22 protein-coding genes, 1 pseudogene and 1 riboswitch are annotated in these 26,375 nt (G+C 70.7%); of the genes and pseudogenes, 8 read left to right on the plus strand and 15 right to left on the minus strand.

The window, feature by feature from the left end; all coding sequences use genetic code 11:
• Positions 1-47: 47 nt before the first annotated feature.
• Positions 48-1,592 carry a rifampin monooxygenase gene (rox, locus tag N5079_RS09265; RefSeq protein ID WP_261583181.1) on the minus strand — a complete coding sequence of 515 codons (1,545 nt, stop codon included), beginning with the start codon at positions 1,590-1,592 and terminating at the stop codon, positions 48-50.
• A 449-nt stretch (positions 1,593-2,041) separates the two neighbouring features.
• The gene (locus N5079_RS09270) at positions 2,042-2,860 is read right to left on the minus strand and encodes a PIG-L family deacetylase (protein ID WP_261583182.1); all 819 of its coding nucleotides are present in this window, start codon (positions 2,858-2,860) and stop codon (positions 2,042-2,044) included.
• Between the two features lie 117 nt (positions 2,861-2,977).
• On the opposite strand from N5079_RS09270, the gene N5079_RS09275 reads away from it, so the two are divergent.
• Entirely contained in the window at positions 2,978-4,303 is a 1,326-nt protein-coding gene (locus N5079_RS09275; protein WP_261583183.1) for a GNAT family N-acetyltransferase, read from the plus strand.
• A 164-nt stretch (positions 4,304-4,467) separates the two neighbouring features.
• Here the strand turns inward: N5079_RS09275 and N5079_RS35480 are convergent.
• Together N5079_RS35480 and N5079_RS09280 are read right to left on the minus strand one after the other, a co-directional pair.
• A pseudogene (locus tag N5079_RS35480) lies at positions 4,468-4,746 on the minus strand (type 1 glutamine amidotransferase domain-containing protein); the annotation flags it as partial.
• A 179-nt stretch (positions 4,747-4,925) separates the two neighbouring features.
• Positions 4,926-6,386 (minus strand): SDR family oxidoreductase, encoded by a 1,461-nt coding sequence (locus N5079_RS09280; protein ID WP_261583184.1) that lies wholly within the window; start codon positions 6,384-6,386, stop codon positions 4,926-4,928.
• A gap of 183 nt (positions 6,387-6,569) precedes the next feature.
• Here N5079_RS09280 and N5079_RS09285 point away from each other — a divergent pair, with 183 nt between their 5' ends.
• Entirely contained in the window at positions 6,570-7,379 is an 810-nt protein-coding gene (locus N5079_RS09285) for an SAM-dependent methyltransferase (RefSeq protein WP_261583185.1), read from the plus strand.
• A gap of 93 nt (positions 7,380-7,472) precedes the next feature.
• Here the strand turns inward: N5079_RS09285 and N5079_RS09290 are convergent, their stop codons facing one another.
• The 5 genes from N5079_RS09290 to N5079_RS09310 form a co-directional block, all read right to left on the minus strand.
• Complete coding sequence (locus N5079_RS09290; protein ID WP_261583186.1) at positions 7,473-8,708, minus strand: RNA polymerase sigma factor; 1,236 nt, start codon at positions 8,706-8,708, stop codon at positions 7,473-7,475.
• Entirely contained in the window at positions 8,705-9,028 is a 324-nt protein-coding gene (locus tag N5079_RS09295; protein ID WP_261583187.1) for a YciI family protein, read from the minus strand. Before N5079_RS09295 ends, N5079_RS09290 begins: the two co-directional genes overlap by 4 nt.
• Before the next feature lie 52 nt (positions 9,029-9,080).
• Entirely contained in the window at positions 9,081-9,689 is a 609-nt protein-coding gene (locus N5079_RS09300; RefSeq protein WP_261583188.1) for a dihydrofolate reductase family protein, read from the minus strand.
• 219 nt (positions 9,690-9,908) lie between these two features.
• A complete protein-coding gene (locus N5079_RS09305) occupies positions 9,909-10,784 on the minus strand; it encodes an MBL fold metallo-hydrolase (protein WP_261583189.1) in 876 nt (291 codons plus the stop codon).
• Positions 10,785-10,795: 11 nt separating this feature from the next.
• A riboswitch (guanidine-III (ykkC-III) riboswitch) is annotated at positions 10,796-10,865 on the minus strand.
• Between the two features lie 91 nt (positions 10,866-10,956).
• The gene (locus tag N5079_RS09310; RefSeq protein ID WP_261583190.1) at positions 10,957-13,236 is read right to left on the minus strand and encodes an excinuclease ABC subunit UvrA; all 2,280 of its coding nucleotides are present in this window, start codon (positions 13,234-13,236) and stop codon (positions 10,957-10,959) included.
• A gap of 139 nt (positions 13,237-13,375) precedes the next feature.
• Between N5079_RS09310 and N5079_RS09315 the strand changes: the two genes are divergently transcribed.
• Positions 13,376-14,173 carry a TetR/AcrR family transcriptional regulator gene (locus N5079_RS09315; RefSeq protein WP_261583191.1) on the plus strand — a complete coding sequence of 266 codons (798 nt, stop codon included), beginning with the start codon at positions 13,376-13,378 and terminating at the stop codon, positions 14,171-14,173.
• Here the strand turns inward: N5079_RS09315 and N5079_RS09320 are convergent.
• Entirely contained in the window at positions 14,170-14,325 is a 156-nt protein-coding gene (locus N5079_RS09320; RefSeq protein ID WP_261583192.1) for a hypothetical protein, read from the minus strand. The two genes, N5079_RS09315 and N5079_RS09320, sit on opposite strands and share 4 nt — an antisense overlap.
• A gap of 141 nt (positions 14,326-14,466) precedes the next feature.
• Between N5079_RS09320 and N5079_RS35330 the strand changes: the two genes are divergently transcribed.
• Positions 14,467-17,046 (plus strand): helix-turn-helix transcriptional regulator, encoded by a 2,580-nt coding sequence (locus tag N5079_RS35330; RefSeq protein WP_315967805.1) that lies wholly within the window; start codon positions 14,467-14,469, stop codon positions 17,044-17,046.
• Positions 17,047-17,149: 103 nt separating this feature from the next.
• Positions 17,150-17,401 (plus strand): DUF4242 domain-containing protein, encoded by a 252-nt coding sequence (locus N5079_RS09335; protein WP_261583193.1) that lies wholly within the window; start codon positions 17,150-17,152, stop codon positions 17,399-17,401.
• A 186-nt stretch (positions 17,402-17,587) separates the two neighbouring features.
• Here N5079_RS09335 and N5079_RS09340 read toward each other — a convergent pair whose 3' ends face one another.
• Positions 17,588-18,817: a beta-ketoacyl-[acyl-carrier-protein] synthase family protein gene (locus tag N5079_RS09340; RefSeq protein WP_261583194.1), complete on the minus strand. Its 1,230-nt coding sequence runs from the start codon at positions 18,815-18,817 to the stop codon at positions 17,588-17,590.
• 342 nt (positions 18,818-19,159) lie between these two features.
• Between N5079_RS09340 and N5079_RS09345 the strand changes: the two genes are divergently transcribed.
• Positions 19,160-20,086, plus strand: coding sequence for a pentapeptide repeat-containing protein (locus N5079_RS09345; RefSeq protein ID WP_261583195.1), 927 nt, complete (start codon positions 19,160-19,162; stop codon positions 20,084-20,086).
• A 46-nt stretch (positions 20,087-20,132) separates the two neighbouring features.
• Here N5079_RS09345 and N5079_RS09350 read toward each other — a convergent pair whose 3' ends face one another.
• A complete protein-coding gene (locus N5079_RS09350) occupies positions 20,133-20,435 on the minus strand; it encodes a response regulator transcription factor (RefSeq protein ID WP_410007760.1) in 303 nt (100 codons plus the stop codon).
• Here N5079_RS09350 and ftsH point away from each other — a divergent pair.
• Positions 20,373-21,863 (plus strand): ATP-dependent zinc metalloprotease FtsH, encoded by a 1,491-nt coding sequence (gene ftsH / locus N5079_RS09355; protein ID WP_261583196.1) that lies wholly within the window; start codon positions 20,373-20,375, stop codon positions 21,861-21,863. The genes N5079_RS09350 and ftsH overlap by 63 nt on opposite strands.
• 147 nt (positions 21,864-22,010) lie before the next feature.
• Positions 22,011-22,691 carry a ribonuclease HII gene (locus N5079_RS09360; RefSeq protein ID WP_261583197.1) on the plus strand — a complete coding sequence of 227 codons (681 nt, stop codon included), beginning with the start codon at positions 22,011-22,013 and terminating at the stop codon, positions 22,689-22,691.
• 209 nt (positions 22,692-22,900) lie between these two features.
• Here N5079_RS09360 and N5079_RS09365 read toward each other — a convergent pair whose 3' ends face one another.
• The 3 genes from N5079_RS09365 to N5079_RS09375 are packed head-to-tail and all read right to left on the minus strand — an operon-like array spanning position 22,901 to position 25,967.
• Complete coding sequence (locus tag N5079_RS09365) at positions 22,901-24,691, minus strand: ABC transporter permease (protein WP_261583198.1); 1,791 nt, start codon at positions 24,689-24,691, stop codon at positions 22,901-22,903.
• A 5-nt stretch (positions 24,692-24,696) separates the two neighbouring features.
• Positions 24,697-25,437: an ABC transporter ATP-binding protein gene (locus tag N5079_RS09370; RefSeq protein ID WP_261583199.1), complete on the minus strand. Its 741-nt coding sequence runs from the start codon at positions 25,435-25,437 to the stop codon at positions 24,697-24,699.
• A complete protein-coding gene (locus tag N5079_RS09375) occupies positions 25,434-25,967 on the minus strand; it encodes a PadR family transcriptional regulator (RefSeq protein WP_261583200.1) in 534 nt (177 codons plus the stop codon). Before N5079_RS09375 ends, N5079_RS09370 begins: the two co-directional genes overlap by 4 nt.
• Between the last annotated feature and the right edge of the window lie 408 nt (positions 25,968-26,375).

Below are 26,375 nucleotides of genomic sequence, written 5' to 3' on the forward strand. Positions count from 1 at the left end.
CTGGCCGTTCCGATCATCCTCACGGGCCTTTTCGGTTGCAGGCGAAGTCAGTTGGCAGGCTTGCCGAACCAGCGGGAGAGGTGTTCGTCCAGGTCCTGCTGATCGTCGCCGATCCAGGCGACGTAGCCGTCGGGGCGTAGCAGGACGCACGGAACATCCAGTCCCGCAGTGGGATCCGCGAGGTAATCGACCCGGTCTGACCAGCCGCTGACGGTCAGGCGTTCGGTGCGGTCCAGCAGCAGGCCGCGGCCGCGATGCAGCAGACCGTAGAGGTGGCCCTTTTTCACGTCGATGTCGCGCAGGCGGCGGCCGAGCAGGTCGGGGCCTTCGCCGAAGTCGTAGCGGATGCCGATCGCGGTGATCTTCTCGATCAGATAGCGGTTCACCTCGTCGAAGTCCATCAGTTCGGTGAGCAGCCTGCGCACGGCCTGCGGGCCCGGTTCGGTGGACAGCAGTTCCATCTGGGCGCGGGTGTTGTCCAGCACGTCCTCGGCGACCGGATGACGTTCGGCCTGGTAGGTGTCCAGCAGTGTTTCCGGCGCCCAGCCGCGGATCTGTGCGGCCAGTTTCCAGCCAAGGTTGAATGCGTCCTGAACGCCCAGGTTGAGGCCCTGACCGCCGATGGGTGGATGGATGTGCGCCGCATCGCCGGCCAGCAGCACCCGCCCGACCCGGTAACGTTCGGCCAGCCGGGTGGCATCCCCGAAGCGGGACAACCAGCGCGGGGAGTGCACGCCGAAATCGGTTCCGGCGATGGTGCGCAACTGTTGTTTGAAATCTTCGAGGGTGGGCGGTTCCGCGCGGTCGCTGACTCCCGCGGCGGGGACTACGACGCTATAGACCCCTTCGCCGAAGGGCCTGAGCCAGAATCGCTGATGGGTCTCGCTGATTTCGGTTACCTTGGCGGCGATCTCCTCCTGCGGTACACCCACTTTCATCTCGCCCATGAGTGTGTCGGTCCGTGAGGGCTCGCCGGGGAAGCCGACGCCGAGCAGTTTGCGCACCGTACTGCGCGCGCCGTCACAGCCGATGAGGTAGCGCGAACGCAGCTGTTTCCCGTCGGACAGCTCGACGGTCACGCCCTCGTCGTCCTGCTGGAAACCGGCGACCGCACAACCGCGCCGGACCTGCGCGCCCAGTTCGATCGCATGTTCTTCGAGCAGGTGAACGATGACCGGCTGCGGGATGCCCAGCAGATAGGCGTGCGCGGAATCCAAGCCCTCGGGGGCGGGTTTGGTGATGGCGGCGAAGAAACCGCCGGCCGGACGCTGTCTTCCGTGTTCGAGAATGCGCTCGAGCAGTCCGCGCATTGCCATCAGCTCGATGCTGCGGATATGCAGACCGACTATGCGGACGAACGACACGGGCTCGGTTTCCTTCTCCAGAACGAGTACCCGCACATCGTGCAGCCGCAGTTCGGCGGCCAGCATCGCACCAGTCGGCCCGCACCCGGCAATGATCACGTCGAACGTGAGGGGCGCCCGATCGGCGCCGGAGGCCGGCGACCGGAGTCCGGGGACGTCGCCCACGGTGAAGTCGCGCTCGACCATATCGTTCGACGACGGCTCGGCGGTGAACTGCAGAGAGTGCATAGGTGTTGCCTTTCGGGAGTGCCTTGTTGGCGAGGCGCTCCCGGCGACACCTACGTCAATCGCCCGACCGTGGCGGGAAGGGGGAGCACCCACATCGATACAGCGTTCATGGGTCTCACCTCCTCGGGCGGTGTCACGGTCAACTGCAAGCTACAAGCCCGAGCATCATCCCGTCCAATCCTTTCCCCGCCACGGTGATCATGACTTTAAACGGGCCCGTGCGGTTGCAGGGCGAATCCGGCGTGGCGGCCCGGTTGCTCCCGGTCACGGTCGACGGTCTGATCCTGGCGCCCCCGCGGCTGACCGGATCTCGGTAGGCGCTGCCCTGATGAGGTTCGCTCGTGGCCACTACGCGAACTGGTCGTAGGCGAGCTTGACGACCAGCGCGATCTTGACGACTAGCGCGATGACGACCCGGGGCCGGCTTCGATCGAACGGGTTTCTGGCCGCTAGTCCCTCAGCCCGGCGAACAGGTCGTCCTCGTGGTCGGGCGCGGCGACCCGGGAGAAGTGGCGCGTGAACGCCTCGAACGAGAAGGCCCGCTGCTGGACCTCGTCGGGCATGCGCAGCAGGAAGATGTTCTCGCCCTGGCTCTCGTGCGCCTTCAGGGCCTTGACCTTTCTCTCGACGTACGGTGAGACATCCACGACGCTGGTGATGAGCTCGTCGGGGGTGCCGAAGTCCTCAGGCAGGTCCACGCCGCCCACGTCCATCCCAGACGAGCGCATCACCTCGAACATCTCCCTGATGGCGGCCCGGGGCACGGCGGTGTAGTAGAGCTTGTCGGGGATGCCCGTCGCCTCGGTCGCCGCCACGGCGATCCGATGCGCCTGGATGTGGTCCGGGTGGCCGTAGCCGCCGTTCTCGTCGTAGGTCACCACCACCTGGGGCCGGTAGCGCTCGATCAGCTCGCCCAGCCGTGCCGCGGCCTTCTCCACGGGGATGTTGGCGAAGGCGTCGGGGTGGCCGTTGCCGTCCCAGCCGTCCATGCCGGAGTCGCGGTACCCGAGCAGCTCCAGATGCGCCACGCCCAGATGGTCCACGGACTCGCGCAGCTCGGCGAGCCTCCGCTCGGCCACAGCGCTGTCGTCATGCCCCGGCTCGCCCGGCTTCACCCCGCCAGGCCCGTCGCCCTGCTCGCCGTTCGTGCAGGTGACGAGGACGGTGCGGACGCCCTCCTCCGCGTAGCGGGCCAGGATGCCACCGGTGCCGAGCACTTCGTCGTCAGGGTGAGCGTGCACGGCCATCACAGTCAGCTCTCGATTCATGGGAATCACGCTATCTCCGAATATGAGGGGATGAGTTGCGACAGCCGTCATCGCCCGTGGCCATTGACATGTGTCCACCCGTGGCAGCCCCAGGTGATCGCCGTGGCGGTGTGAATCATGCGCGAGGGGGGTCTGGGGCGGGTGACGATGCGTCGACTGGCGGCCGAGCTCGACACGGGTCCGGCCTCGCTGTACGTGTACGTGCAGAACATGGCCGAGTTGCACGGCGCGATCCTGGACGAACTGCTGGCCGGTCTTCGGCTGCCCGATCCGGACGCGGGCGACCGGTGGCACAGCGAGCTGATCGAGGTGATGTACGCCTACACCGGGCTGTTGTTCGAGCATCCGAGCCTGGCCCGCTCGGTGCTGACGCTGCGCCCGTCCGGGCCGAACTACCTGCGGCTGATCCGCCATCGGCGGTGCCAGGCGCGTCGGCATTACAGAAGCCTAGGGAGCTTCCAGGTTTGGCGGCCTATGACACGTTGGTTAACGGCACCTCCATTCGGAGTCGGCGGCGGAAAACCGATGGACGTGCGATTCGTGAGATCGCTAACGTCACCGCCCATGCCGAACGCAAGCCACACCCAGGCCGGCCAGCCGTCCGCCCGGAGCATGCCGATCCGGCGGCTCGGCGCCGAGGACCTTCCGGCCTGCCTGCGCCTGTCACAGGACCGCGACTGGCTTCCCGAGGAGCACAAGTGGCGGCTGCTGTTCGAGGTGGGCGCGGTCTACGGGATCGACGATCCCGAGGGCGGGCTGGCCGGCACCGTAGTGGCGACCCGGTACGGCCGGGCGGTCGCCGCCATAAGCATGATGCTCGTGGCCCGGCGGCACGAGCGCCAGGGTCTCGGCGGCCGGTTGATGCGGCACGCGCTGGCTGAGGCCGGGACCACCACCGTCTGGCTCACCGCCACCGACTACGGCCGGCCCCTCTACGAGCGGCTGGGCTTCCGCACTATCGGCCGGTGCCACACGTACGGCGGGCCGTTCCGCCCGCCCGGCGGCGGCTCCCCGCGGCCGGTCTCACGTCCGATGACCGCCGTAGACCTCCCCGAGGTGCTCGCCCTCGATCTGGCCGCCTTCGGCGCTGACCGTACGGCGCTGCTGACCCGGCTGCCGTCGTTCTCCGAGGAATTCCGCGTGGTGGACGGCCCGTCCGGCGTCGCCGGCTTCGGCGGGGCCTGGCGCAATGGAGACGGCGCCGTCCTCGGACCGGTGATCGCCCAGGACAGCGGCACCGCGCTCGCGCTGATCTCGGATCTGGCCGCCGCCGTCGAGGGCCCTTTGCGCCTCGACGCGGACGACCGGTGGCCGGAACTGGCCACTTGGGCCGAAGCGCACGGCCTCAGCCACCGGTTCACGACCGCCATCATGGTCCACGGTGCGCCCCTTCCCGGTGACCGGGACCACCTGTTCACCCCCGTGATGGTCGCTCTCGGCTGAGCCGACCCGGCAGGCGATGTTCCGATCGCCGGCGGCCACCACCGGTTTGCCATGTCCAACAAGGTATGCCACCTCGGGCCGGCGTCCGCGTCGACGCACAGGTCTTCCATGGGGCCGTGGCCGCCCGGGAAGTAGACGGCGTCGTAATCCTCCAGGCGGGCGTCCGCCAATCGGATCGGCCGCCGCAGCACCTCTGCAGAGCGGATGATCGCCTCCAGATCGAGAGCGATCTGAGCGCTGCCGGCCATTTCGGGGCGCAAACTCATCATGTCCACGGTCGGGACCACTCCGTTGGGGGTGGCGACCACGATCTGGTGACCGGCCTCGGTGAGCGCCTTGTACGGGGCCGCGAACTCCTCGGCCCTGTAACCCGTCGCATACCTGGTGCCGTCCTTGAGTGTCCAGTACGCCGTCCCGGTCATCGCGAAAAGTAGCTTCGCCATCGGGCAACCGCCTCCACCGCTGGAAGCCCAGGGCGTTCTGGGTGAACAGCGCCGCTAAGTAGACCAAACCGGCCTGGCCGGCGCGAACGAGCCGAGGACGGCGGGCTGGTCCTTGACGCCGTGCTGGCTGCCATGGGTCCGAGGCTTCGGCGGCTGCTGCGCCCTGGGTGCGTCGCTCCTCAACGGCCGCCACGCGCGGCGGCCCTGGCGACGTTGCCGGGCATGCGGCCGAAGATCAGCCCATGGAGCGGGGAGATGCCCCACCAGTAGAGATGGCCGAGCAGGCCACGCGGATGGAAGATCGCCCGCTGGCCGTACACCGTCCTGCCGTTCTCCTTCCGGCAGGTGAGCTCCAGCCAAGCCAGGCCGGGCAGCCGCATCTCGGCGCGCAGCCGCAGCAGGCTGCCCGGGACGATCTCCTCCACCCGCCAGAAGTCGAGCGCGTCGCCGACCCGGAGCCTGTGGGGGTCGCGACGGCCCCGGCGCAGGCCGACGCCGCCCATGAGCCGGTCGAGCAGGCCGCGGACCCGCCAGGCGACGGGCAGCGAATACCACCCGTTGTCGCCGCCGATGCCCTCGATCACCCGCCACAGCTCCTCCGGGGCCGCGTTGACGGGCCTGCTGCGCTCGTCGACGTAGAGGCTGCCGCCCGCCCAGTCGGGGTCGGTGGGCAGGGGATCACTCGGGGCGCCGGGAGTGGAGGCCGACGACCACCGGGTCGCGACGTCCGCCTCCTTGATCCGGCGCAGGGCCAGGTCGACCGCCTGGCGGAACCCGATGAGCCCCTCGGGCGGGTCGGGCACGTGCCGGGCGATGTCATGCTCCCGGCAGACGGCCTCGTTACGGAGCGACTCCACCAGCGGCCGCGCGACACCGGCCGGCACGGGCGTCACCAGCCCGACCCAATAGCTCGACAGCCGGGGAGTGAGCAGCGGAACGGGAATGATGACGCGGGGAGGCAGGCCGGCGGCATCGGCGTACCCCTGCATCATTTCCCCATAGGACAGGACGTCGGGACCGCCGATGTCGAAGCCGCGGCTCACCTCGGGCGGCAGCTCCGCGCAGGCGACGAGGTAGCGCAGCACGTCCCGGATCGCGATCGGCTGGGTCCGCGTGCGCACCCACCGGGGCGTGGTCATGACCGGCAGCCGCTCGGTGAGGTAGCGGAGCATCTCGAACGACACCGACCCCGACCCTATGATCATCGCGGCGCGCAGCACGGCCGTCGGGACGTCCGAGTCGAGGAGGATCCGCGCCACCTCGCCCCGCGACCGCATGTGCGGGGACGGCTTGTCGGCCGGAGTAAGGCCGCCGAGGTAGACGATGCGGCGCACACCCGCGTCCTTCGCGGCAGAGGCGAACACGGTGGCCGCCGCGCGGTCCTTTCCGGCGAAGTCGCGCCCCGAGCCCATCGTGTGGATCAGGTAATAGGCGACGTCCACGCTCTCCAGCGCGGCTCTGGTCTGTTCGGGGACCAGGGCGTCCGCCTGGCCGATCTCCACGCGGGCGTGCCAGGCGTGGTCGCGCAGCCTGCCGGGGGAGCGGGCCATGCACCGCACGCCGTACCCCGCGCGCAGCAGCTCAGGCACGAGCCGCCCGCCGATGTAGCCCGTCGCCCCCGTCACCAGACACCGGGTCATCTCGCCCCCCGTTTACCCTGAGTAAGGCACGTTCTGAGTACGGCAGGCCATACCCCGCATGCCGTACGGCCCACGCGCCAGGGCTCCCGTCCCCGGCGGGCGGATGATGTCTGTGATCACAATGTCACCGCCGTGATCCCCGATCCACCGGCGGCCGAGGACGCGTTCTGTGATGCTCGAGGAGTGAGCACCCCGCCAGAGCCCTGGGCCGACAAGATCCAATCGCACCTGCCGCACTCAGCCAGGGTCTGGAACTACTTGCTCGGCGGCAAGGACAACTATGTCGCCGACCGGCAGGTCGGCGACACGATCTTGCAGATGTTCCCCGGCATCGCCCGCATCGCGCGCCTTCAGCGCTACTTCCTGGCCAGGGCGGTCCGGTTCCTGGCGGGCGAGGTGGGCATCCGCCAGTTCCTGGACATCGGCACCGGCCTGCCCACCGTCGACAACACCCACGAGGTCGCCCAACGGGTGGCCCCCGAGTCGCGCATCGTCTACGTCGACAACGACCCGCTGGTACTGGTGCACGCCCAGGCCCTGCTGACCACCACCCCCCAGGGCGTCTGCGACTACATCGACGCCGACGTACGCGACCCCGACCGCATTCTGGCCGAGGCAGCCCGGACACTGGACCTCAGCCAGCCGATCGCGCTGATGATGCTGGGCGTCCTCGGGCAGATCCCCGACTCCGACCAGCCCGAGACCATCGTTCACCGGCTGCTGGAGGCCGCACCAGCAGGCAGTTACCTGGCGCTCAGCGACGGCACCGACACCAATCAGGCGCTGAACGAGGCGATCGCGGCCTACAACGCCAACTCCGCCAGCTCCTACCATCTGAGGCGTCCCGACCAGATCGCCCGATTCTTCACCGGCCTCGAACTCATCGAACCCGGCCTGGTCGCCACCACGCAATGGCGGCCCGAGCTCGGCGACGCGGGCGGCGGCGATCCCTCACAGGTCGACGCGATCTGCGGCGTGGCACGCAAGGGGTGACACCAGCCCTCGCCTCACCGCCGGTCGCGGCCATAGAGCAGCGTTCCGCGTCGCCTTTCATCGCTGTATCACTGCGCTCTTCAAACGCGGGCGCTAGTGCAGTTGGTCGCGGCGGCGGGTGAGGTAGGCGGTCTCGCCGGTGTTGCCGGCCAGCTCGATGGCCCGGTCGTAGGCTGGGCGTGACTGCTGACTTTGGCCCAGCCGGCGCAGCAGGTCGGCGCGGGTGGCGTGGTAGGCGTGATAGCCGGCCAACGCCTCGGCGAGGCGGTCAACGATGGCCAGTGCCACCTCCGGCCCGTCGAGCTCGGCCACGGCGATGGCCCGGTTGAGGGCGATGATCGGCGAGGGGTCGAGGCGGACGAGCTGGTCGTAGAGGGCGAGGACTTGCGACCAGTCGGTGTCGCGGATGTCGCGGGCGGAGGTGTGCACCGCGTTGATCGCGGCGAGGATCTGATAGCGGCCCGGAGCCACCCCGGCGGCGGCAGCGGTCAGGCGCTCGCGCACCAGCCGATGACCTTCGGCGATCAGTTCCGCGTCCCAGGCGCCGCGGTCCTGCTCGGCCAGGGGGACCAGTTCGCCGCCGGCCGAGACCCGGGCGGGGCGGCGGGCCTCGGTGAGCAGCATCAGCGCCAGCAGGCCGGCCACTTCTCCGTCCTGCGGCAGGAGCGTGCGGATCAGGCGGGTGAGCCGGATCGCCTCGGTGGTCAGGTCGTGTCGTACGGGATCGGTGTCGGGGCCGCTGGCCAGGTAGCCCTCGTTGAAGACGAGGAACAGGACGGCCAGGACGCCGGAGACGCGCGCCGGCAGATCCTCGGCGGACGGCATCCGATAGGGGATGCGAGCCGCCTTGATCTTGGCTTTCGCGCGGGTGATGCGCCGCTCCATGGTGGTCCCCTGCACCAGGAAGGCACGGGCGATCTCGGGCACGGTCAGGCCGCCGACCATGCGCAGGGTCAGCGCCACGCGGGCTTCGACCGCCAGCGCCGGGTGACAGCAGGTGAAGATCAGCCGGAGCCGGTCGTCGTCGATGGCGCCCAGCGGCTCGAGTGGGGTGTTGTCGTGCAGCATCTGAGCCTCCCGGTGCTTGTCGTCGCGCTTGTTCTCACGCCGGATCCGGTCGATGGCCTTGTGGTTGGCGGTGGTGGTCAGCCACGCGCCCGGGTTGGGGGGCAGGCCGTCGGCCGGCCACCGCTCGACGGCGGTCGTGAACGCCTCGGCCGCTGCCTCCTCGGCGATGTCGAGGTCACCGAAGCGCCTGGTCAGTGCGGCCACCACCCGGGCCCACTCGTCGTGGTGGGCCCGGGTGATCGCCTCCTCGACGTCGCTCACTGGAACGGCCGCACCTCGATCTTCCGATCGCAGACCTTCGACGCCTCGGCGGCGAGCTTGAGCGCCACATCGAGATCGGGGGCCTCCCACACCCAGACGCCGGCGAGGTACTCCTTGGACTCCACGAAAGGCCCGTCGCTGAACACCGCCTGCTCGCCCCGGTTGTCGATGACTGTGGCCGCGTCGGTGTCCGCGAGTCCGCCGGAGAAGACCCAGTAGCCCTCGGCGATCAGTCGTTCGTTGAAGGCGCTGATGGCAGGCTGCCTGTCCGTGCTGCCGGGATTGCTCTTGTCATCGATCACGGAAACCAGGTACCGCATCTGAAGATCATCTCCTGTGGTGTCGAGACAGCGTGGTTCGGTGGTAGGGACTTCAGGCCGTTGCATACCGCGGGCGCCCGGCCGGCCGGTAGACCTGGATCGTCACGCCCTTGGAGTCGACCCGCGACTCGACCAGGTCGAGCGCAAGGTCTGGACCGGTCTCCGGGAACAGTCTCGCGCCCTGGCCGAGGATCACCGGGATCACGATCAAAATCATCTCGTCGACCAGATCGTTCTCCAGCAGCCACCGGGTCAGGATGCCACTGCCGTGCACCTGCAGCTCACCCCCGGGCTTGGCCTTCAGCTCACTGATGGCCGCCGCGAGGTCACCGCGGAGAACGGTCGTGTCCCCCCAACGCGGCGCGGTGAGCGTGGTCGAGGCAACGTACTTGGGGGCCTCGTTCAAGGCCACGCCGATGGGATGTGCGCGCATCTGGCCGATTGATCCCCAGGAGGTGAACAACTCGTAGGTGCGCCGGCCGAACAGGAACGCCTCTGCGCGCTGGTAGGTCTGCGTGATGAACGTCCTGGTCTCGTCGTCACCCGCCCCCCGAGCCCATCCGCCGCGCTCGAATCCGTTCCTGCGGTCCTCATCCGACGCACCGCCGTTTCCCTGCATCACCCCATCGATGGTGACCTGAGTCACGGTCGTCAGCTTCATGATCGCGGTTCCTTTGCCTCGGCGCCGCCCCCCTTGCGGGCGGCCTCACCCCTCCTACGAACACCACCGCCCCGATCCGACACCCCCTCCCGGACTTCATTGAAGAACTTTCCGGGACTCCGGTCGTCAGCGATCCGGGCGTGTTCACGACTGGCTCGCCGTCCAAGGTGCCAGGTCGTCCGGCGTACGGTTCCCGGCGTACTCCGCCAGCGTTCCGGCTCAGGAGGTGCCGAGGCAGATGATGACGTCCGGGAAGACGTGGCGGCCGGGCGTGCCGCCGTTCCGGTCGATCTCGTCGATCGCCGCGCGGATGTCCCGGAGCTGGTCCACGGTCATCTGCAGGGGCGGTTCGTCCGGCTGGTAGGTCGTGCGGATGGGGTAGTCGACGCCGGGCTCGGTCGTCATCTCGATGTGGCAGCCCAGGACATGGGTGACCGGCCGGGTGCCGGCGAAGGCGATCAGCCGGTCGATGGTGCGGCGGAAGGCCGGCCAGTCCTGGACGTACAGACGGCCGGGGTAGACCGTGTCGCCGGTGAGCAGCAGCCCGGTGCCGGGGTCGTAGAAGGTGACGGCCGCCTCGTGGTGCCCGGGTGTGGGGAGGCATTCGAGCATTCGGCCGCCCAGGTCCACATGGGCCACCCCGTCCGGGCCGCCGGAGAACCCGAAGTAGTCCCACGCGCTGCCCAGTGCCGCGTCGATCACCAAGGTGCCGGGGCGGCCGGTGAACTGGGCGTCGCCCGCGACATGGTCGCCGTGCGGGTGGGTGTGCAGGACGAGAAGGCCGTATCCGTCCCGGGGGTGCTCGGCGAGCCAGTGCTCGATCAGTTGGTCGACGACCTGGCGCAGCGGGAAGAACTCGGCCGATTCGGTGGCGCCGGTGTCGATGAGGACGGCTTTGTCGTTCCCGAACAGCAGGAACATGAAGGGCGCCTCATAGTTGATCGCCTTGTTCTGCCGCAGGATCACCGTGTGCTCGTCGTAGTGATGCACCTGGATGTCGGGGTCGGTGTTGTGCTTGGCCGACGGGGACCCGTGGATCCACCGCACGTCCAGCGGGCGGGGCACCGGAGCCCCCGAGATGACGTCCCCGTACATGCCCCTCCGAAAGTGCGTCGTCTTGGCAGGCCGGGTACGGCGCACATCTCGTCCGGGGAAGGCACTGGACCGGGCCCCCACCCGGAACTTACCGCACCGGCCCGAGCGTCGCCGGGCCGGTCTCCCCCCCATGGGACCGCTTGCGCGGAGGCCACGGACGGCGGGCGGCGGACTACGCCGCGGTCTCCTTGAGATATTCGCGCAGATGCCGGGCGGTGAGCGAGGCCCCGGACGACACCAGGTCGGCGGGTGTGCCGGTGAAGACGACCCTGCCGCCCTCGTGCCCGGCTCCCGGGCCGAGGTCGATGAGCCAGTCGGCGTGGGCCATCACGGCCTGGTGATGCTCGATGACGATGACCGTGTTGCCGTCGTCCACCAGCCGGTCCAGCAACGCCAGGAGCTTGTCCACATCGGCCAGGTGCAGGCCGGTGGTCGGCTCGTCCAGCACGTACGTCGTGGCCTTCTCCGCCATGTGGATGGCCAGCTTGAGCCGCTGCCGCTCGCCTCCGGAGAGCGTGGTGAGCGGCTGGCCCAGACCGAGGTAACCCAGGCCGACGTCGGCGAGCCGGTCGAGGATTGCGCGTGCCTGACCGGAGGTGAAGAACGCGCGGGCCTCGGTCACCGGCATCGCCAGGACCTCGCTGATGTCCTTGCCGCGCAGCTTGTACGTGAGCACCTCGGGGGTGAAGCGCTTGCCCTCGCACTGCTCACAGACGGACGCGACCCCCGCCATCATGGCCAGGTCGGTGTAGACCAGCCCGATTCCCTTGCAGTTGGGGCAGGCGCCCTCGGAGTTCGCGCTGAACAGGGCCGCCTTGACGCCGTTGGCCTTGGCGAAGGCCGTCCGGATCGGGTCGAGCAGCCCGGTGTAGGTGGCCGGGTTGCTCCGGCGAGATCCCCGGATCGCGGACTGGTCCACCACGACCACTCCCTCGCGGCGGGAGAGCGAGCCATGGATCAGCGAGCTCTTGCCCGATCCCGCGACGCCGGTGACCACGGTCAGCACGCCCAGCGGGATGTCGACGCTCACGTCCTTCAGGTTGTGCAGCGCGGCGCCCCTGATCGGCAGGTGTCCGAACGGCTGCCGCACCTGATCCCGGAGTCTCGCCCGGTGGCCGAGGTGCCGCCCGGTAAGGGTGCCGGAGGTCCGCAGCCCGGCCACGTCGCCCGTGTAGCACACCTGCCCCCCGGACGGGCCCGCGCCGGGGCCGAGATCCACGACGTGGTCGGCGATCTCGATGACCTCGGGCTTGTGCTCGACGACCAGGACCGTGTTCCCCTTGTCGCGCAGGCGCAGCAGCAGGTCGTTCATCCGCTGGATGTCGTGCGGGTGCAGGCCGACCGTCGGTTCGTCGAAGACGTAGGTGACGTCCGTCAGGCTCGACCCGAGATGCCGCACCATCTTGACCCGCTGAGCCTCGCCTCCGGACAGCGTTCCGGACTCACGATCGAGGCTCAGGTAGCCCAGGCCGATCTCGACGAGCGAGTCGAGGGTGTTGCGCAGGGCGCCGAGCAGCGGCCCCACCGACGGGTCGCCGATGCCGCGGACGAAGTCGGCCAGGTCGCTGATCTGCATGGCCGAGCACTGTGCGATGTTCCGGCCGTCGATCGTCGAGGACAGCGCGGCGGGGTTGAGCCTGGCGCCGCCGCACGCGGGGCAGGCGGTGAACGTCACGGCCCGGTCCACGAACGCCCGGATGTGGGGCTGCATCGACTCCCTGTCCTTGGACAGGTAGACCCGCTGCACCTTGACCACGAGCCCCTCGTACGTGGTGTTCATCGTGCCCAGCTTGATCTTGGTGGCGGGTTTGTGGAGGAAGTCCTCCCACTGGGCGGGAGTGAAGTCCTTCAGCTTCACGTCGGGGTCGACGAAGCCGGAGTGCGCCAGGTTCTGCCAGTACCACGAGTCCACGGTGAACCCGGGGACGGTGATCGCTCCGTCGTTGAGAGAGCGCTCGACGTCCACGAGCTCGTCGACGTCGATGGCCGAGACGCGGCCGAGCCCCTCGCACTCCGGGCACATGCCCTCGGGATTGTTGAAGCTGAACGCCGACGACGTGCCGACGTGGGGCGTGCCGAGCCGGCTGAAGATGATCCGCAGCATCGTGTGGGCGTCGGTCGCCGTGCCGACCGTGGATCGGGAGTTGGCGCCCATCCGCTCCTGGTCGACGACGATCGCCGCGCTCAGATTGCGCAGGGAGTCGACGTCGGGCCGGCCGAGGCTCGGCATGAACGACTGGATGAAGGCCGTGTAGGTCTCGTTGATCAGACGCTGCGACTCGGCGGCGATGGTCCCGAAGACGAGAGAGGACTTCCCGGACCCGGAGACCCCCGTGAAGACGGTCAGCCGGCGCTTCGGGATGTCCAGCGAGACGTCGGCCAGGTTGTTCTCCCTGGCGCCGCGGACCTCGATGACGTCGTGGCTGTCCGCCGCGGCCCGCTGTCCGGCCATCGTGCGCTCGGCTTCATCAGATCGCGTACGGCTCGCGGCAGGGGGGCACTCAGCACTGGTCACCGGCGTCTCTCCCGATATCTTTAGAGTGTAAAGAGATAGCTGGACCACGTTAGTTTATGCCGTAAGGAGATTCAACTTGGTGGTTTACGCCGGACAGGGCGACGCGCGCCGTTCCATGGCTCTGCTCTGGCGGGCCCCGGGGTCGGCGGACGTGCGGACGGGCCCGGGGCCCAAGCCGGGCCTGAGCGTGGACATGATCGTCGAGGCGGCGATCGCCATCGCCGACGCGGAGGGGATGGCGGCCCTGTCGATGCGGGCGGTGGGGGAGCGGCTGGGCCGTACGGCCATGGCGCTCTACACCTACGTCCCCAGCAAGAGTGAGCTGGTCGACGTGATGCACGACCGGGTCCTCGCGGAGCTGCCCGCCGGCTACGACCTCGAAGACGGCTGGCGGGCGGCTCTGACGTCCTGGGCAAGGGACACGTGGGCGTTCTACCTGCGGCATCCGTGGGTGCTCCAGGTGTCGCAGGCGCGGCCGGTCCTCGGGCCCAACGAGTACGGCATGCTCGAGACGGTTGTCCGGATCCTTCACGAGACCGGGCTGGAAGCCGGGGTGCTGCGGCGGGTCGTCGGAACTCTGATCCACTTCGTCCGGGGGGCGGCGCAGACGATCGCGGAGACACGGCAGGCCCCGAAGGCGACGGGGGTGTCGGACGAGGACTGGTGGTATGCCCGGTCGGCCGTGCTGATGGAGGTCGCGACCGACTTCGCCGAACGGTTCCCGATGGTGACCTGGCTGGAACGGCAGGGCGCCTTCCGGGTCCAGGACGAGACCGTCCCCTATCTGGAGCAGGAGGCCAGGGAGGTCTTCGAGGTGGGGCTCGCCATCCTTTTCGACGGGATCGAGGCGGCGATGGCAAGGGCCGCGCTTTAGCCGCCCCGCCGGACCCGCGGCCGTACGGTCATCACCGGCCGGCCGTGACGGAGGAGCTCAGGGCACCCCGCACAGCCGGTCCCCCAGCACGGCCCGGCCAGCCGGAACGCGTAGGTCCCGGCGGCCAGCAGGGCGATGGCGAGCAGGGGCATCGGCGGGCCTCCCCGATCGGACCGGTCACGGTCGCGGCGGGCCGGCGGACCAGCACGAGGCCCGCCAGCGCGAGCAGCACCGGCAGACCGACGGGCAGGAACGGCGTGGCCGCCACCGCGACGGTGGCGGATACTACGAAGATGCGCTTGCTGGAGCGGAAGTCGTCGTTGGCGTCGCTGGCCGAGTACGCGGCCGAGGCGCGGCGTGGTGAGGGACGGCTGGTCCTGGTCGCGGGCGAGGCGGGGGTCGGCAAGTCGGCGCTGGTCGAGCGGTTCCAGCGGGATCTGCCGGAGGCGCGGTGGTCGTGGGGGGCCTGTGACGGGCTGTTCACCCCGCGCCCGCTCGGGCCGCTGTTCGACCTGGCCGATCAGCTGGGCGGCCCCTTGCTGGAGCTGTGCCGCGCCGGTGCCGGCCGTGAGGAGCTGTTCCGGGGGCTGCTGCGCGAGGTCGGCGACCCAGGGGTGCTGGACGTGGTCGTGATGGAGGACGTCCACTGGGCCGACGAGGCCACCCTCGACCTGCTGAGCTTCCTCGGCCGGCGGCTGCGCGGCACCGCGCTGCTGCTCGTCGCCACCTACCGGGACGACGGCCTGGCGGCGGCCGATCCGCTCCGCCTCGCCCTGGGCGATCTGGCCTCGCAGCGGTCGACGAGGCGCATCGGCCTGGCGCCCCTGTCCGCGGAGGCGGTGCGCGTGCTGGCCGGCGGGAGCGAAGCCGACGCCTCCGCGCTGCACCGGCTGACCGGCGGCAACCCGTTCTACGTGACCGAAGTCGTGCAGGCCGGCATGCACGAGGTTCCCGGATCGGCACGGGACGCGGTGCTGGCGCGCGCGGCGCGCCTGAGCGGCGCGGCCCGCGAGGTGCTCGACGTCGCGGCGCTGACCGGCACGAGGGTCGAGTCGCGGCTGCTGGAGTCGGTGACCCCGTGCCTGGCCCCGGCCGTGGACGAGTTGCTCGCGTGCGGGCTGGTAGTCGGGGACGGCGAATGGCTGCGGTTTCGTCACGAGATCGCCCGGCTGGCGGTGGAGGGGGCGGTGCCCGCGCACCGCGGCCGCGCGATCCACGGCCTGGTCCTGGCGGCGCTGGGTTCCCTGGGCTGCGACGATGACGCCCGGATGGCCTTCCACGCCGAGGCGGCGGGTGACGCCGCCGCGGTCCTGCGCCACGCGCCCGCCGCCGCCCGCCGCGCGGCGTGGCTGGCCTCCCACCGCGAGGCCGCGGCGCAGTTCCGGCGGGCACTGCGCTTCGCCGCCGAGGCGGACGCCACGACCCTGGCTGAGCTGTGCGAAGGGCTGGCCGACGAGGCGGCGCTGCTGGACCAGTGGCAGGACGCTGCCGAGGCGTGCGAGCGCGCGCTGATGGAGTGGCGCAAGGCGGGGGACCGGCTGCGGGAGGGCGACGCGCTGCGACGGCTGTCGCGCATCATGTGGAACATGTGCCACGGCGAGGTGGCCGCCGCCGAGGACGCCGTGTCGGTTCTGGAGCCGCTCGGGCCCGGCGTCGAGCTGGCGTGGGCGTACGCCACCTTCGCCAACCAACGGATGCTGCGGTACGAGCTCGACGCGGCGGAGGGCCTGGCGCTGCGGGCGCAGGCGCTGGCCGAGCGGCTCGGCGCCACCGACGTCCTCAGCGACGCGCTCAACACCCAGGCCGCGTGCGCCGGGGTCCGGGGCGGCGAGTGGGAGGGCGGGATGCGCCGCGCGCTGGAGATCGCGCTGGCCGGGCGGCACCAGGACCAAGCGGGCCGGGCTTTCACGAACCTGGCCGCCCTCCACAACGGCCGACGGCAGTTCGCCGAGGCCGAGCGGTACCTGACGGAGGGCATCGCCTACTGCGCCGAGCACGACCTCACCACATACGTGACATGCCTGCGCAGTGAGGAGTCCACCATCATGGAGCGCACCGGGCGCTGGGAGGAGTCGCTGGCGATAAGCGCTGGCATCCTCGCCACGGTGGGCCGGTCCCCGTCCAACCGGTTGTGCACGGTGCGGAGGGTCGGCTCGGTCCTGGCCCGCCGCGGCGAGCCCGGTGTCTGGGAGCACCTCGACGAGGCGGCCGTGCTGGCCGACCGCACCGGCGAGCCGCAGCAGATCGTGCCGGTCCGGCTGACCCGCGCCGAGGCGTACTGGCTGGAGGGGAAGGCGGGCGAGGCACGGCGCGAGGCGGAGTTGGCCCATGACGTCGCAGCCCGGTCCGACGCCTGGGACCGCGGCGCGGTCGCGGTCTGGCTGCTGCGGACTGGGTCCCTCCGCGTGCCGCAGGGGGAGTTTCCCGAGCCGTACCGGCTGGAGCTCGACGGCGACCTGGCCGAGGCGGCGCGGGCTTGGACCGAGCTGGGCTGCCGCTACGACGCCGCGCTGGCCCTTTCCAGCGCGGCCGGGGAACCGGAGTTGCGCGATGCCCTGAGGATCCTCACCGGCCTCGGCGCCTTCCCCGCGGCGCGCATCGTCAGGCAGGGGTTGCGCAGGCTCGGCGTCCGGTCGCTCCCGGCCGGGCCGCGCGCGGCCACGCGGGAGCATCCCTCCGGGCTGACCCGGCGCGAGCGGGAGGTGCTCGCCCTGGTCTGCGCGCAGCACACCAACGCCGAGATTGCTGCGAAGTTGTTCATCTCGGTTAAGACGGTCGGCCACCACGTCTCGGCGATCCTCGCCAAGCTGGGCGCGCCCAGCCGCAACGCCGCCGTCGGCCAGGCCGTCCGGCTCGGCCTGGCCGACGCGTAAATCTAGGCAACGCGCGGCGGAATATAGGGAACCGCTCCCGATCCGGCCCCCCGGCCCCCGTCCTTACGGTTGACGGGACTCACCACGAAAACAGGAGGCCGGCATGCCGCTCTACATGGACGTTCACAACATCGCCGAGGGCGTCGCGATGGCCGACGTCGCCCAGGCGCACAAGGCAGACCTGCAGAAGCAGGCGCAGCACGACGTCAGCTACCTGCGGTACTGGGTCGACGAGAGGCAGGGCAAGATCTTCTGCCTGGTCGAGGCGCCCTCGGCGGAGGCAGCCGCGGCGGTGCACCGTGAGGCCCACGGGCTGGTCGCCGATGAGATCTTCCAGGTGCAGGAAGGCAGCTGAGGAGCCCGACGGCGCCGATCGCCCGGGGGAGGGCTCCGCCCGCGCGGCCATGTGATCAGGGGGGGGCATCAGGAAGCCTGCCCGGGGTTCTCCGGGCGGGCTTCCTGATGGGGGCACATCCGCGCCGGCCTGCCCCTCACCGAGCTGGGCAGACGAGCGGGCATCGCCAAGTCGACCGCCCACGGCTCACGCGGCGGCCGCGGTGAACACCAGGGACGCGTTGTGGCCGCCAAAGCCGAAGGAGTTGGCCACCGCCGCCGCCCACCGGCCATGGCGCGTCCGCCCGGTGACGATGTCGAGCTTCACCTGAGTATCCAGGTCGTCCAGGTTGCGGGTGGCGGGGATCACGCCGTCGCGGATGGCGAGGATCGTGGCGATGGCGCCCATCGCGCCGGCGGCCCCGCACAGGTGCCCGGTCATCGACTTGATGGCGGTGACCGCGGCATGCGTCCCCAGCGCCTCGGTGATCGAACGGGTCTCCGTCAGGTCGCCGGTCGGGGTCGAGGTGGCATGGGCGTTCACATGCCCGATGTCGAGCGCGTCCAGCCCCGCCGAGGCCAGGGCCAGCCGCATCGCGCGCACCTGCCCGCCCGCGTCGCCGGCGGTGATGTGGTGGGCGTCGGATGTGGTGCCCGCGCCGGCCAGCGTGGCGTGCGGGCGGGCTCCACGAGCCGTGGCGAAATCCTCGCGTTCCAGGACCACGAGCGCCGCCCCCTCGCCGAGGACGAAACCGTCGCGCCCGGTGTCGAAGGGCCGGGAGGCCTCCTGCGGGGCGTCGTTGCGCGTGGACAGGGCCCTGGCCTGGGCGAACCCGGCGAGGGTGAGCGGGTGCACGCACGCCTCGGCGCCACCCGCGATCACTACGTCGGCGCGGCCGAGACGGATGAGATCGAGGCCCATCGCGATGGCCTCGGCTCCGGAGGCGCAGGCGCTCACCGGCGTGTGAGCCCCACCCTTGGCGCCGAACTCGATGCTCACCACGGCCGTGGGCCCGTTCGGCATCAGCATGGGGACCGTGTACGGCGAGACCTTCCGCGCGCCAGAAGACTCGAGGACGTCGTCCTGGGCGAGTGTGGTCAGCACCCCGCCGACTCCCGTGCCGATGACCACGGCAAGCCGCTCAGGCTCGACGCCCGGGGAGCCGGCGTCCGCCCAGGCCTCCCCCGCGGCGACGAGCGCGGCCTGCTGGCAGCGGTCCAGCCGCCGGGCCCGCACCCGGCCCAGCACCTCGCCGGGATCCACCCGCATCCGCCCGGCGATCCGCACGGGCAGGCCTTCGGCCCAGTCCTCCTCGATCAGGGTGACGCCGGAGCGCCCTTCCAGCAGGCCGGCCCATGTGGAGGCCACGTCCCCGCCCAGTGGCGTGGTGGCTCCGAGCCCGGTGACCGAGGCGCCCCCCGCCATTCCGTCTCCCATCGACAACCCCTTCGTTCTTTGAGACGCCCCTGGGCGATGGGGCCCCGGCGTGCTCCGGCACAACGCTTCCAGGGCTTGTCCGATCGGGCAGGTGGCTCGATCAACGAAAAAGTCATGGGAGATTTGTCGGCGAAGTCACGGTCGCGGCTGTGCCGCACGCGGCAGTGCGCGGCCGTCCGGGCGCGGCCCCGCACGCTGAACCGTGTTCATCGGCCGATGGCGGGCGGGCCTGAGGCGGGGGTAGGCGTCATGCTCCGCCGAGGCTGCCCACGCCACTCGCCGTGTCCGGGCGCACTGTCCGTGAGGGCGTAATGTGACGACGTTCGGGTGGAGGAGCGGCGCATGAGGAGACAGGGCACGTTGTCCGAGAAGCACGACCATGCGGAGCGCGGCCCCGAGGGCGGGGACCGGCTCGGCCTGCGAGCCGACTGCGGGAGCTGTTTCGGGCTGTGCTGCGTCGCGCTGCCCTTCGCGGCCTCGGCGGACTTCGCGGTCGACAAGGCCGCCGGGGAGCCGTGCGCCAATCTGCGAACGGACTTCCGCTGCGGCATTCACCAGCACCTGAGGCAGAGAGGTTTCACCGGCTGCACCGTCTACGACTGCTTCGGCGCGGGGCAGAAGGTCTCCCAGGTCACCTTCGGCGGACGGGACTGGCGGCGGAACCCGGAAACCGCGAAGCCGATGTTCGAGGTGTTCCCGGTCATGCGGCAGCTCCATGAGCTGCTCTGGTACCTCGACGAGGCGCTGACGCTGGAGCCCGCGCGGGCGATCCACGGTGACATCCGCCTCGCGCTCCAGGAGACCGAACGCCAGACACGTCTCGGCCCCGACCTCCTCATGAAACTCGACGTCGCGGCGCACCGGGGACAGGTCAATGTCCTGCTCCTACGCGCGAGTGAACTCGTACGACAGGGGGTACGGCGCGAGCCCTTCGACCACAGAGGAGCCGACCTCATCGGCGCCAAGCTCAAGGGCGCGGATCTGAGAGGCTCGGACCTCAGAGGGGCCTACCTCATCGGCGCCGACCTCAGAGGGGCCGATCTGAGGGTGGCGGACCTCATCGGCGCCGACCTCAGGGGAGCCGACCTCTCGGGCGCGGACCTCACCGGTGCCATCTTTCTCACCCAGCTCCAGGTCAACGCGGCGAAAGGTAACCGCGCCACGAAGCTTCCGCCGTCGCTCACTCGTCCGGCGCACTGGTCCGCTCTGGTCAGCCCCTCACCGCTCGTCCCTTCCCGGCCGCGGAGGAAGACCACACACCGGAAGTAATGCCCGTTCCGGTGGTCCCTGGAGCTGGCACTTCAAAGAGGGTGGGTTATCCGCCGGCGGTGGCGGCCTCAGCGGACTCACCGGGTGAGACGAGGCCCGTCTCGTAGGCGAGCACGACGGCCTGAGCCCGATCGCGGAGGGTCAGCTTGGCGAAGATCCGGGCGACATGGGTCTTCACCGTCGCCTCGCTGAGTGTCAGCGCCCGCGCCAGTTCGCCGTTGGACAGTCCCCGGCCCATCAGCGTCAGAACCTCGAGCTCGCGCGGCGTGAGCGCGGCCAGGTCGCGGTGGACGGCCGGGGTTTCCAGGCCCTGACCGGTGACGTCGCCGGCTACGACGGGGTCAAGCAGGAGATCAGCGAGGTGGTCGACTTCCTGCGCGACCCCGGCCGCTACGCCGCGGTGGGCGCCAAGCCGCCCCGAGGCGTGATCATGGTGGGCCCGCCCGGCACCGGCAAGACCCTTCTCGCCCGTGCGGTCGCCGGCGAGGCCGCGGTGCCGTTCCTGTCCGTCACCGGTTCGGCCTTCGTGGAGATGTTCGTCGGCGTGGGCGCCTCACGGGTGCGTGACCTGTTCGCCGACGCGCGCAAGCGGGCGCCCTCGATCATCTTCATCGACGAGATCGACGCCATCGGCGGCCGGCGCAGTGGGGGAGTGGTCGCCGGCGGCAACGACGAGCGGGAGCAGACGCTCAACCAGCTGCTGTCGGAGATGGACGGCTTCGACCAGAGCACCGGGATCGTCGTGCTGGCCGCGACCAACCGGCCGGAGACCCTCGACCCGGCGCTGCTGCGCCCGGGCCGATTCGACCGGCAGGTCACCGTGCCGCTGCCCAACCAGTCCGAACGGGCGGCGATCCTCGCCGTGCACGCCGAGGGCAAGCATCTGGAGCCCGAGGTCGACCTCGACGTCCTCGCCCGCGCGACACCTGGCTTCTCCGGCGCCGACCTGGCCAACCTCGTCAACGAGGCCGCCATCAACGCGGTCCGGGCCGGCCGTACGACCATCAGCGCGCACGACTTCGACACGGCCCGCGACCGGGTGCTGCTCGGCAGGCGCGAGACGTCCAACGCGCTGCTCCCGCAGGAGCGGCAGTCTGTGGCCGTGCACGAGTCGGGGCACGCCCTGCTCGCGACGCTGTGCGAGCACGCCGACCCGGTCGCGAAGGTCACCATCCTGCCCGCCGGGATGACCCTGGGCGTCACCGAGCAGCTGCCCGAGGCCGAGCGGCACCTCTACAGCGAGAGCTACCTGACCGACCTGCTCGCCGTACGGCTCGGCGGCCGGGCGGCGGAGCTCGTCGTCTTCGGCGAAGGCTCGACCGGCGCGGCCAACGACCTCGCCTCGGCCACCCAACTCGCCACCCGGATGGTCCGCGACTTCGGCCTGTCACCCGCTCTGGGCCCGGTGGGTTACTCCTCCACCAGCCTTTCGTTCCTGGGCGAGGAGGCGGAGGACTTCCGGCGCAGGCCGTACTCGGAACGGACCCAGCAGGTCATCGACGAGGAGGTGGCGCGTCTGCTGGGCGAGGCCGAGAAGCGCGCGGTCGACCTGTTGCGCACCCACCGCGGCGCTCTCGACCGGCTCGCCGCGCTCCTCATCGAAAAAGAGACGGTCGACGGCGACGCCGTCAGCGGCGTGCTCCGGGACGAGCGACCGGGCCTGGCCGAGACCGCCGATACCCCGGCAGCGGAGAGCTCGAAGGTCCCGGTGGCGGCCGAAGCTCCGGTGTCCGCGGACGCTGCCGAGGCGGCAAGCTTGGACGCCACCACCGCATAATCATCCGGGAGTGCTGACGACGTGTGCGGCGGCGTGCTTGCGGCGCGCCGCCGTACATCACCGTGTGACCCTGCGCGGCCGTGTGACCCGGAACGTGTGACCCGGAACGTGTGACCCGGTACGGGTGATCCGGTAGCTTCGGGGACCGTGACGACGGTTGACCCCTCCTACGACCTGGAACTCCTGCTTACGTCCACCGGTGGCGCCCGCCTGGTCGCCGGGGTCGACGAGGTGGGAAGGGGAGCCTGGGCCGGTCCCGTAGCGGTCTGCGCCGTGGTGACCGACCTCTCCGCGCCCCCAGAGGGCCTCACCGACTCCAAGTTGCTCGCCCCCTCGCGGCGTACGGCCCTCGCGGGGGAGATCATGTCCTGGGCCACCGGCATCGGGTACGGCGAGGCATCGGTGGAGGAGATCGACACCCTCGGCATGACCGAGGCGCTGCGCCGGGCGGCGCGACGGGCGCTCGCGGAGCTTCCCGAGAAACCCGACGCCGTCATCCTGGACGGCAAGCACGACTACCTGGGCGCCCCCTGGGCGGTCCGCTGCCAGACGAAGGCCGATTTGTCGTGCGTCTCGGTGGCCGCCGCCTCAGTGATCGCCAAGGTCCGTCGCGACGCCCTCATGGCCTCGCTCGGCTTCGAGGACTACGGCTTCGCGGACAACGCGGGCTATCCCTCCCCGGTCCACCAGAAGGCTCTGTCGTCCCTCGGCCCGACGCCGCATCACCGGTTGTCCTGGTCGTACATGGACGATCTGCCTCAATGGCGGCATCTCAAGAAACACCGCAACACCCTGGCCGGCGAGGGCCAGCTGTCACTGTTCGGGTAACCCGGGCGGCGCTTCGGGGGCGTGCCGGTCGGAGTCCGGTCGAGCGTCAGGGGTGGCCGAGGCGATACCGAGCAGGTCGAATGCCGCGGCCACGCTCCGCCTGAGCGCAGCCGGGTCACCGCCCGCGACTTCACGGCCGGCGTTGTGCTTCGTGATTCCGTCTCTGCGGGGTTGTGCGGGCCTCGGTCCGCTGAGCGCCGCGGGGCAGGTCACGCTGTTTCGGCGCTGAGGGTCTGCGCCACCGGTCGGCGGGCCGCCAGGCGTGCGGGCAGGGCGGTGAGCGCCGCCGTCGCCAGGAGAGTCGCGAGTGCGGCGCCGAGCAGCCAGGAGGAGGGAGGTTCCGCCGAATTCCTGGCGGCGAAGAGCGAGAGCAGGCCGATGCCCATAGGGACGCCGATGATGGCGCCGGGCAGGCTGGGCAGGAGCTGGGCTGTGGACAGCCCTGCGGCGATCTGTCCGGGGGTGGCGCCGAGCGTACGTGCGATGGCCATGTTCGCCCGGGCCTCCATGGCAGTGGTCCAGGTGAGCGTGATGGTGTTCACGACGGCGAGTGCGATCAGCAGGATGGTGACTGTGAGCATCAGCCGGCGGTCGTGCTCGCCCCGCAGGTTGGGCAGGGCGGAGGAGCCGTCCAGGCCGTAGCCCCTCTCCGGCTGGGCGTAGAGGGTCAGCAGGGCGACGATCGCGATCACTGTGGTGGCGGTGGAGCACGCCTGCAGCACGGCGCGGCCCGGTCGGCGGGCGGTCAGCCGCAGCCCGAGCAGCAGCGGCGTGGGCAGCAGCGCGGACAGCGCGGTGAGCCAGGGCCGGTGACGGGGCTGGTGCGCGGTGGCGGACAGCGCCGTGACGGTGGCCGTACGCATGGCCCGCAGCGTGGGACGCAGCGTGGACAGCACCGCCACCGCCACGGCGAGGACGGTCGCCGTGGCAACGGTGGCGCCGCCGGGCCCGGCCGCGTCGCCGATCCGGCTGGCGGTGGGGCTGGCGATGGCGGGCGCGATCAGGCGGGCGATCACCAGCCCCAGCGCGTCGCCGGCCAGCGCCAGCGCCAGGTACTCGGTGAGCAGGACCGTGGCGATCAGACCCGGGGCGGCGCCGACGGCCTTGAGCAGCCCGGCCCGGCGCGTCTGCTCAACGGTGCGCCCCGCGGCCAGCGCCGCCACTCCGGTGATGGCCAGGAAGCTGAGCAGCCAGCTACCGACGACCAGGATCGGCTGGGTGTCCCTGAGGATGACCATGTCCTGCTCGGCCGTGAACTGCCAGGTATGGAAGTTGACCATGAGGGTGGAGACGCGGTGGGCGTCCAGGAATGCCTGCGCCGTGGCGGGGTCACGCAGCTTAACGTCCAGGGCCAAGGCCACCGGGAGATCTTGGGACGACGCCAGGGCCCGGGCATCTGATCGGGTCATCCAGGCCAGGCCGCTGTAGTCGCTTGGCCCGCCGCCCGGCCCGATCTGCGCCGCCCAGGGGTAGATGGAGGTGGCCGCGGTCACGGCGATCCCGACGACGGGGTACGGCCGGCCGGCGATGGTGACGCGGTCGCCGACGCTGACGCCCAGCGCTGTGGCGAAGCCGCGTTCGAGGACCGTGCCGCCGGAACGAACCCACTGACCCGAGGTCAGCAGCGGCCGGTTGACCGCGCCGGGCGTCTCGCCGAAACCTTGCACCACCACCGGGGACGAGGTGGAATCGCGCGTGGTGAGGTCGGCGTAGACGATGCGATAAGGGCCATGGTGGGCGATGACTTCGGGCTCGTTCGCCAGCGAGGCCAGGGCCGAGGTCACGGCGGGGCCCGTGTCGCCGGAGAGTGCCACCACGTCCGGCCCGGCGGTGGCCGCGCGGGTCTGCTCGTACAGCGCGTCGCTCACGCCGCGCAGGGGCAGGCCCAACGCCAGGGTGGCGGTGGCCACGGTGACCGCGAGCAGGAGCACCGCGGCCTGGACCTTGTGCCGGCGCACGCCAGCCAGCACCAGACGCGCGATGAGCACGATGAAGCCCATGACGTTCAGCCCTCCAGCCCGATCAGCCCGCCGAGCCCGCGCGTGGGGGAGCCGGCCAGCCGGGCGTCGTCGACGAACATCCCGTCGCGCATCGAGACCAGCCGATCCGCGGTGGCCGCGACCCGCTCGTCATGCGTGACGATCACAAGCGTCTGTCCCGCCGTACGCAGCTCTTCGAAGATCCGCAGCGCCTCGAGGGTCGCCGTGGTGTCGAGGTTGCCGGTCGGCTCGTCGGCCAGGACGACCAGCGGTTCGTTGACCAGCGCGCGGGCGACGGCGACCCGCTGACGCTGCCCGCCCGACAGTTGCGACGGCAAGTGCCAGGCGCGGTCGGCGAGCCCGACCCGTTCCAGCAGCAGGCTCGCGCGCCGTCTGGCCTGGCGGCGCGAGCGTCCGGCCAGCAGTGCGGGCAGCTCCACGTTCTCGGCCGCCGACAACTCCTCCACCAGATGGAAGGCCTGGAAGATGAACCCGACCGATCGGCGCCGCATGCGCGCCAGAGCTCGCTCGCTCAGCGTGTCGATGCGCCGCCCGGCTACCCACACCTCTCCATCGGTAGGCCGCTCCAGGCCACCGAGCAGGTGCAGCAGAGTGGATTTCCCGCAGCCGCTGGGCCCCATTACCGCCAGCATCTGTCCCTGAGGCACCTCCAGGTCGACCTGGTCGACCGCGCGGACCCGGCTCTGCCCCTGGCCATGCGTCTTCACCAGGCCGCAGGCCCGGACCGCGGCACTTGACACGTTCATGCACCCTCAACTTCGTCATCGACCCTGGACCAGGCCCGCTCACAGGCATCCAGCCAGCGCAGGTCCGCCTGCAACCGCAGCACGACCCCTTCCAGCAGCAGGCCGGCGCCCGACCCCGCCGGCTCGGCCAGCGCCGCCTGCTGCGCCTCGCGCAAGCGGCGCAGCAGCTCCCGGCGCTGCGCCGCCACCAGCTCGACCGGGTCGGCCAGCCGGGCCGCGGCGGCAGCGGCGAGCTTGAGATGGAACTCCGCCAGGTCTGGTTTCGGCCAGCCCACCTCGGCCAGCCAGGCGGCCACCCGCTGCTGCCCGGCCGGCGTCAGCGCGTAGACCTTACGCTCCGGCCGCTCGGGCAGGCCGTCCGCCCGCTCACAGACAACAAGCCCCGCTCGCTCCAACCGGGCCAACGTCACATAGATCTGACCGCGGTTCATCGACTCGCCCAGCGGGCCGAGACTACGCCGCAGCCGAGCATGCAAGTGGTACCCGTGCGACGGCTCCTTGGCGAGCATCGCCAGCACTGCGTCCTGCATTCCACTCCCTAACGGTTGGCCAATAGATAGCGGTTATCCGTGAGAGGTGTCAAAACGCTGCACCTGGCGATCTTTTGGACCCGCCCGCCATCAGCTGAGAGACGGAGGGAAAGGCAGACTACGGCGCCGTGCGGCCGGCCTACCTATGTGAGACACCGCAGGTCCAGTTCACAATCCGTTCGCGCGATTGGTGCCGGGTGTCTGGCTGGGGTTCCTCTTGCGGTGATCGCTGGTCAGGAGAGAGGAGCACGTATCGGCCTCTTGAACGGCAAGTGACGCGGTCCGGCCAGCCAACAGGGTGAGCAGACCGTCCCTATCGGGTCGGTGAACGCCTGCCGCCCGCGGCTCATACGCCGCGACGGCGGCGTGGCGGGGGACAGGGCGGGGTCGAGCCCCGCCAGGCCGGCC

The sequence above is a fragment of the Planotetraspora sp. A-T 1434 genome (genome assembly GCF_025420585.1).
Taxonomy (GTDB): Bacteria; Actinomycetota; Actinomycetes; order Streptosporangiales; family Streptosporangiaceae; genus JAOEGB01.

Coding starts and splice junctions, on each gene's coding strand:
- rox (WP_261583181.1), bottom strand. CDS start 1,592: ATGCACTCTCTGCAGTTCACCGCCGAGCCGTCGTCGAACGATATGGTC.
- N5079_RS09270 (WP_261583182.1), bottom strand. CDS start 2,860: ATGAATCGAGAGCTGACTGTGATGGCCGTGCACGCTCACCCTGACGAC.
- N5079_RS09275 (WP_261583183.1), top strand. CDS start 2,978: ATGCGCGAGGGGGGTCTGGGGCGGGTGACGATGCGTCGACTGGCGGCC.
- N5079_RS09280 (WP_261583184.1), bottom strand. CDS start 6,386: ATGACCCGGTGTCTGGTGACGGGGGCGACGGGCTACATCGGCGGGCGG.
- N5079_RS09295 (WP_261583187.1), bottom strand. CDS start 9,028: ATGCGGTACCTGGTTTCCGTGATCGATGACAAGAGCAATCCCGGCAGC.
- N5079_RS09300 (WP_261583188.1), bottom strand. CDS start 9,689: ATGAAGCTGACGACCGTGACTCAGGTCACCATCGATGGGGTGATGCAG.
- N5079_RS09305 (WP_261583189.1), bottom strand. CDS start 10,784: ATGTACGGGGACGTCATCTCGGGGGCTCCGGTGCCCCGCCCGCTGGAC.
- N5079_RS09310 (WP_261583190.1), bottom strand. CDS start 13,236: ATGGCCGGACAGCGGGCCGCGGCGGACAGCCACGACGTCATCGAGGTC.
- N5079_RS09320 (WP_261583192.1), bottom strand. CDS start 14,325: ATGCCCCTGCTCGCCATCGCCCTGCTGGCCGCCGGGACCTACGCGTTC.
- N5079_RS35330 (WP_315967805.1), top strand. CDS start 14,467: ATGCGCTTGCTGGAGCGGAAGTCGTCGTTGGCGTCGCTGGCCGAGTAC.
- N5079_RS09335 (WP_261583193.1), top strand. CDS start 17,150: ATGCCGCTCTACATGGACGTTCACAACATCGCCGAGGGCGTCGCGATG.
- N5079_RS09340 (WP_261583194.1), bottom strand. CDS start 18,817: ATGGGAGACGGAATGGCGGGGGGCGCCTCGGTCACCGGGCTCGGAGCC.
- N5079_RS09345 (WP_261583195.1), top strand. CDS start 19,160: ATGAGGAGACAGGGCACGTTGTCCGAGAAGCACGACCATGCGGAGCGC.
- N5079_RS09365 (WP_261583198.1), bottom strand. CDS start 24,691: ATGGGCTTCATCGTGCTCATCGCGCGTCTGGTGCTGGCTGGCGTGCGC.
- N5079_RS09370 (WP_261583199.1), bottom strand. CDS start 25,437: ATGAACGTGTCAAGTGCCGCGGTCCGGGCCTGCGGCCTGGTGAAGACG.
- N5079_RS09375 (WP_261583200.1), bottom strand. CDS start 25,967: ATGCAGGACGCAGTGCTGGCGATGCTCGCCAAGGAGCCGTCGCACGGG.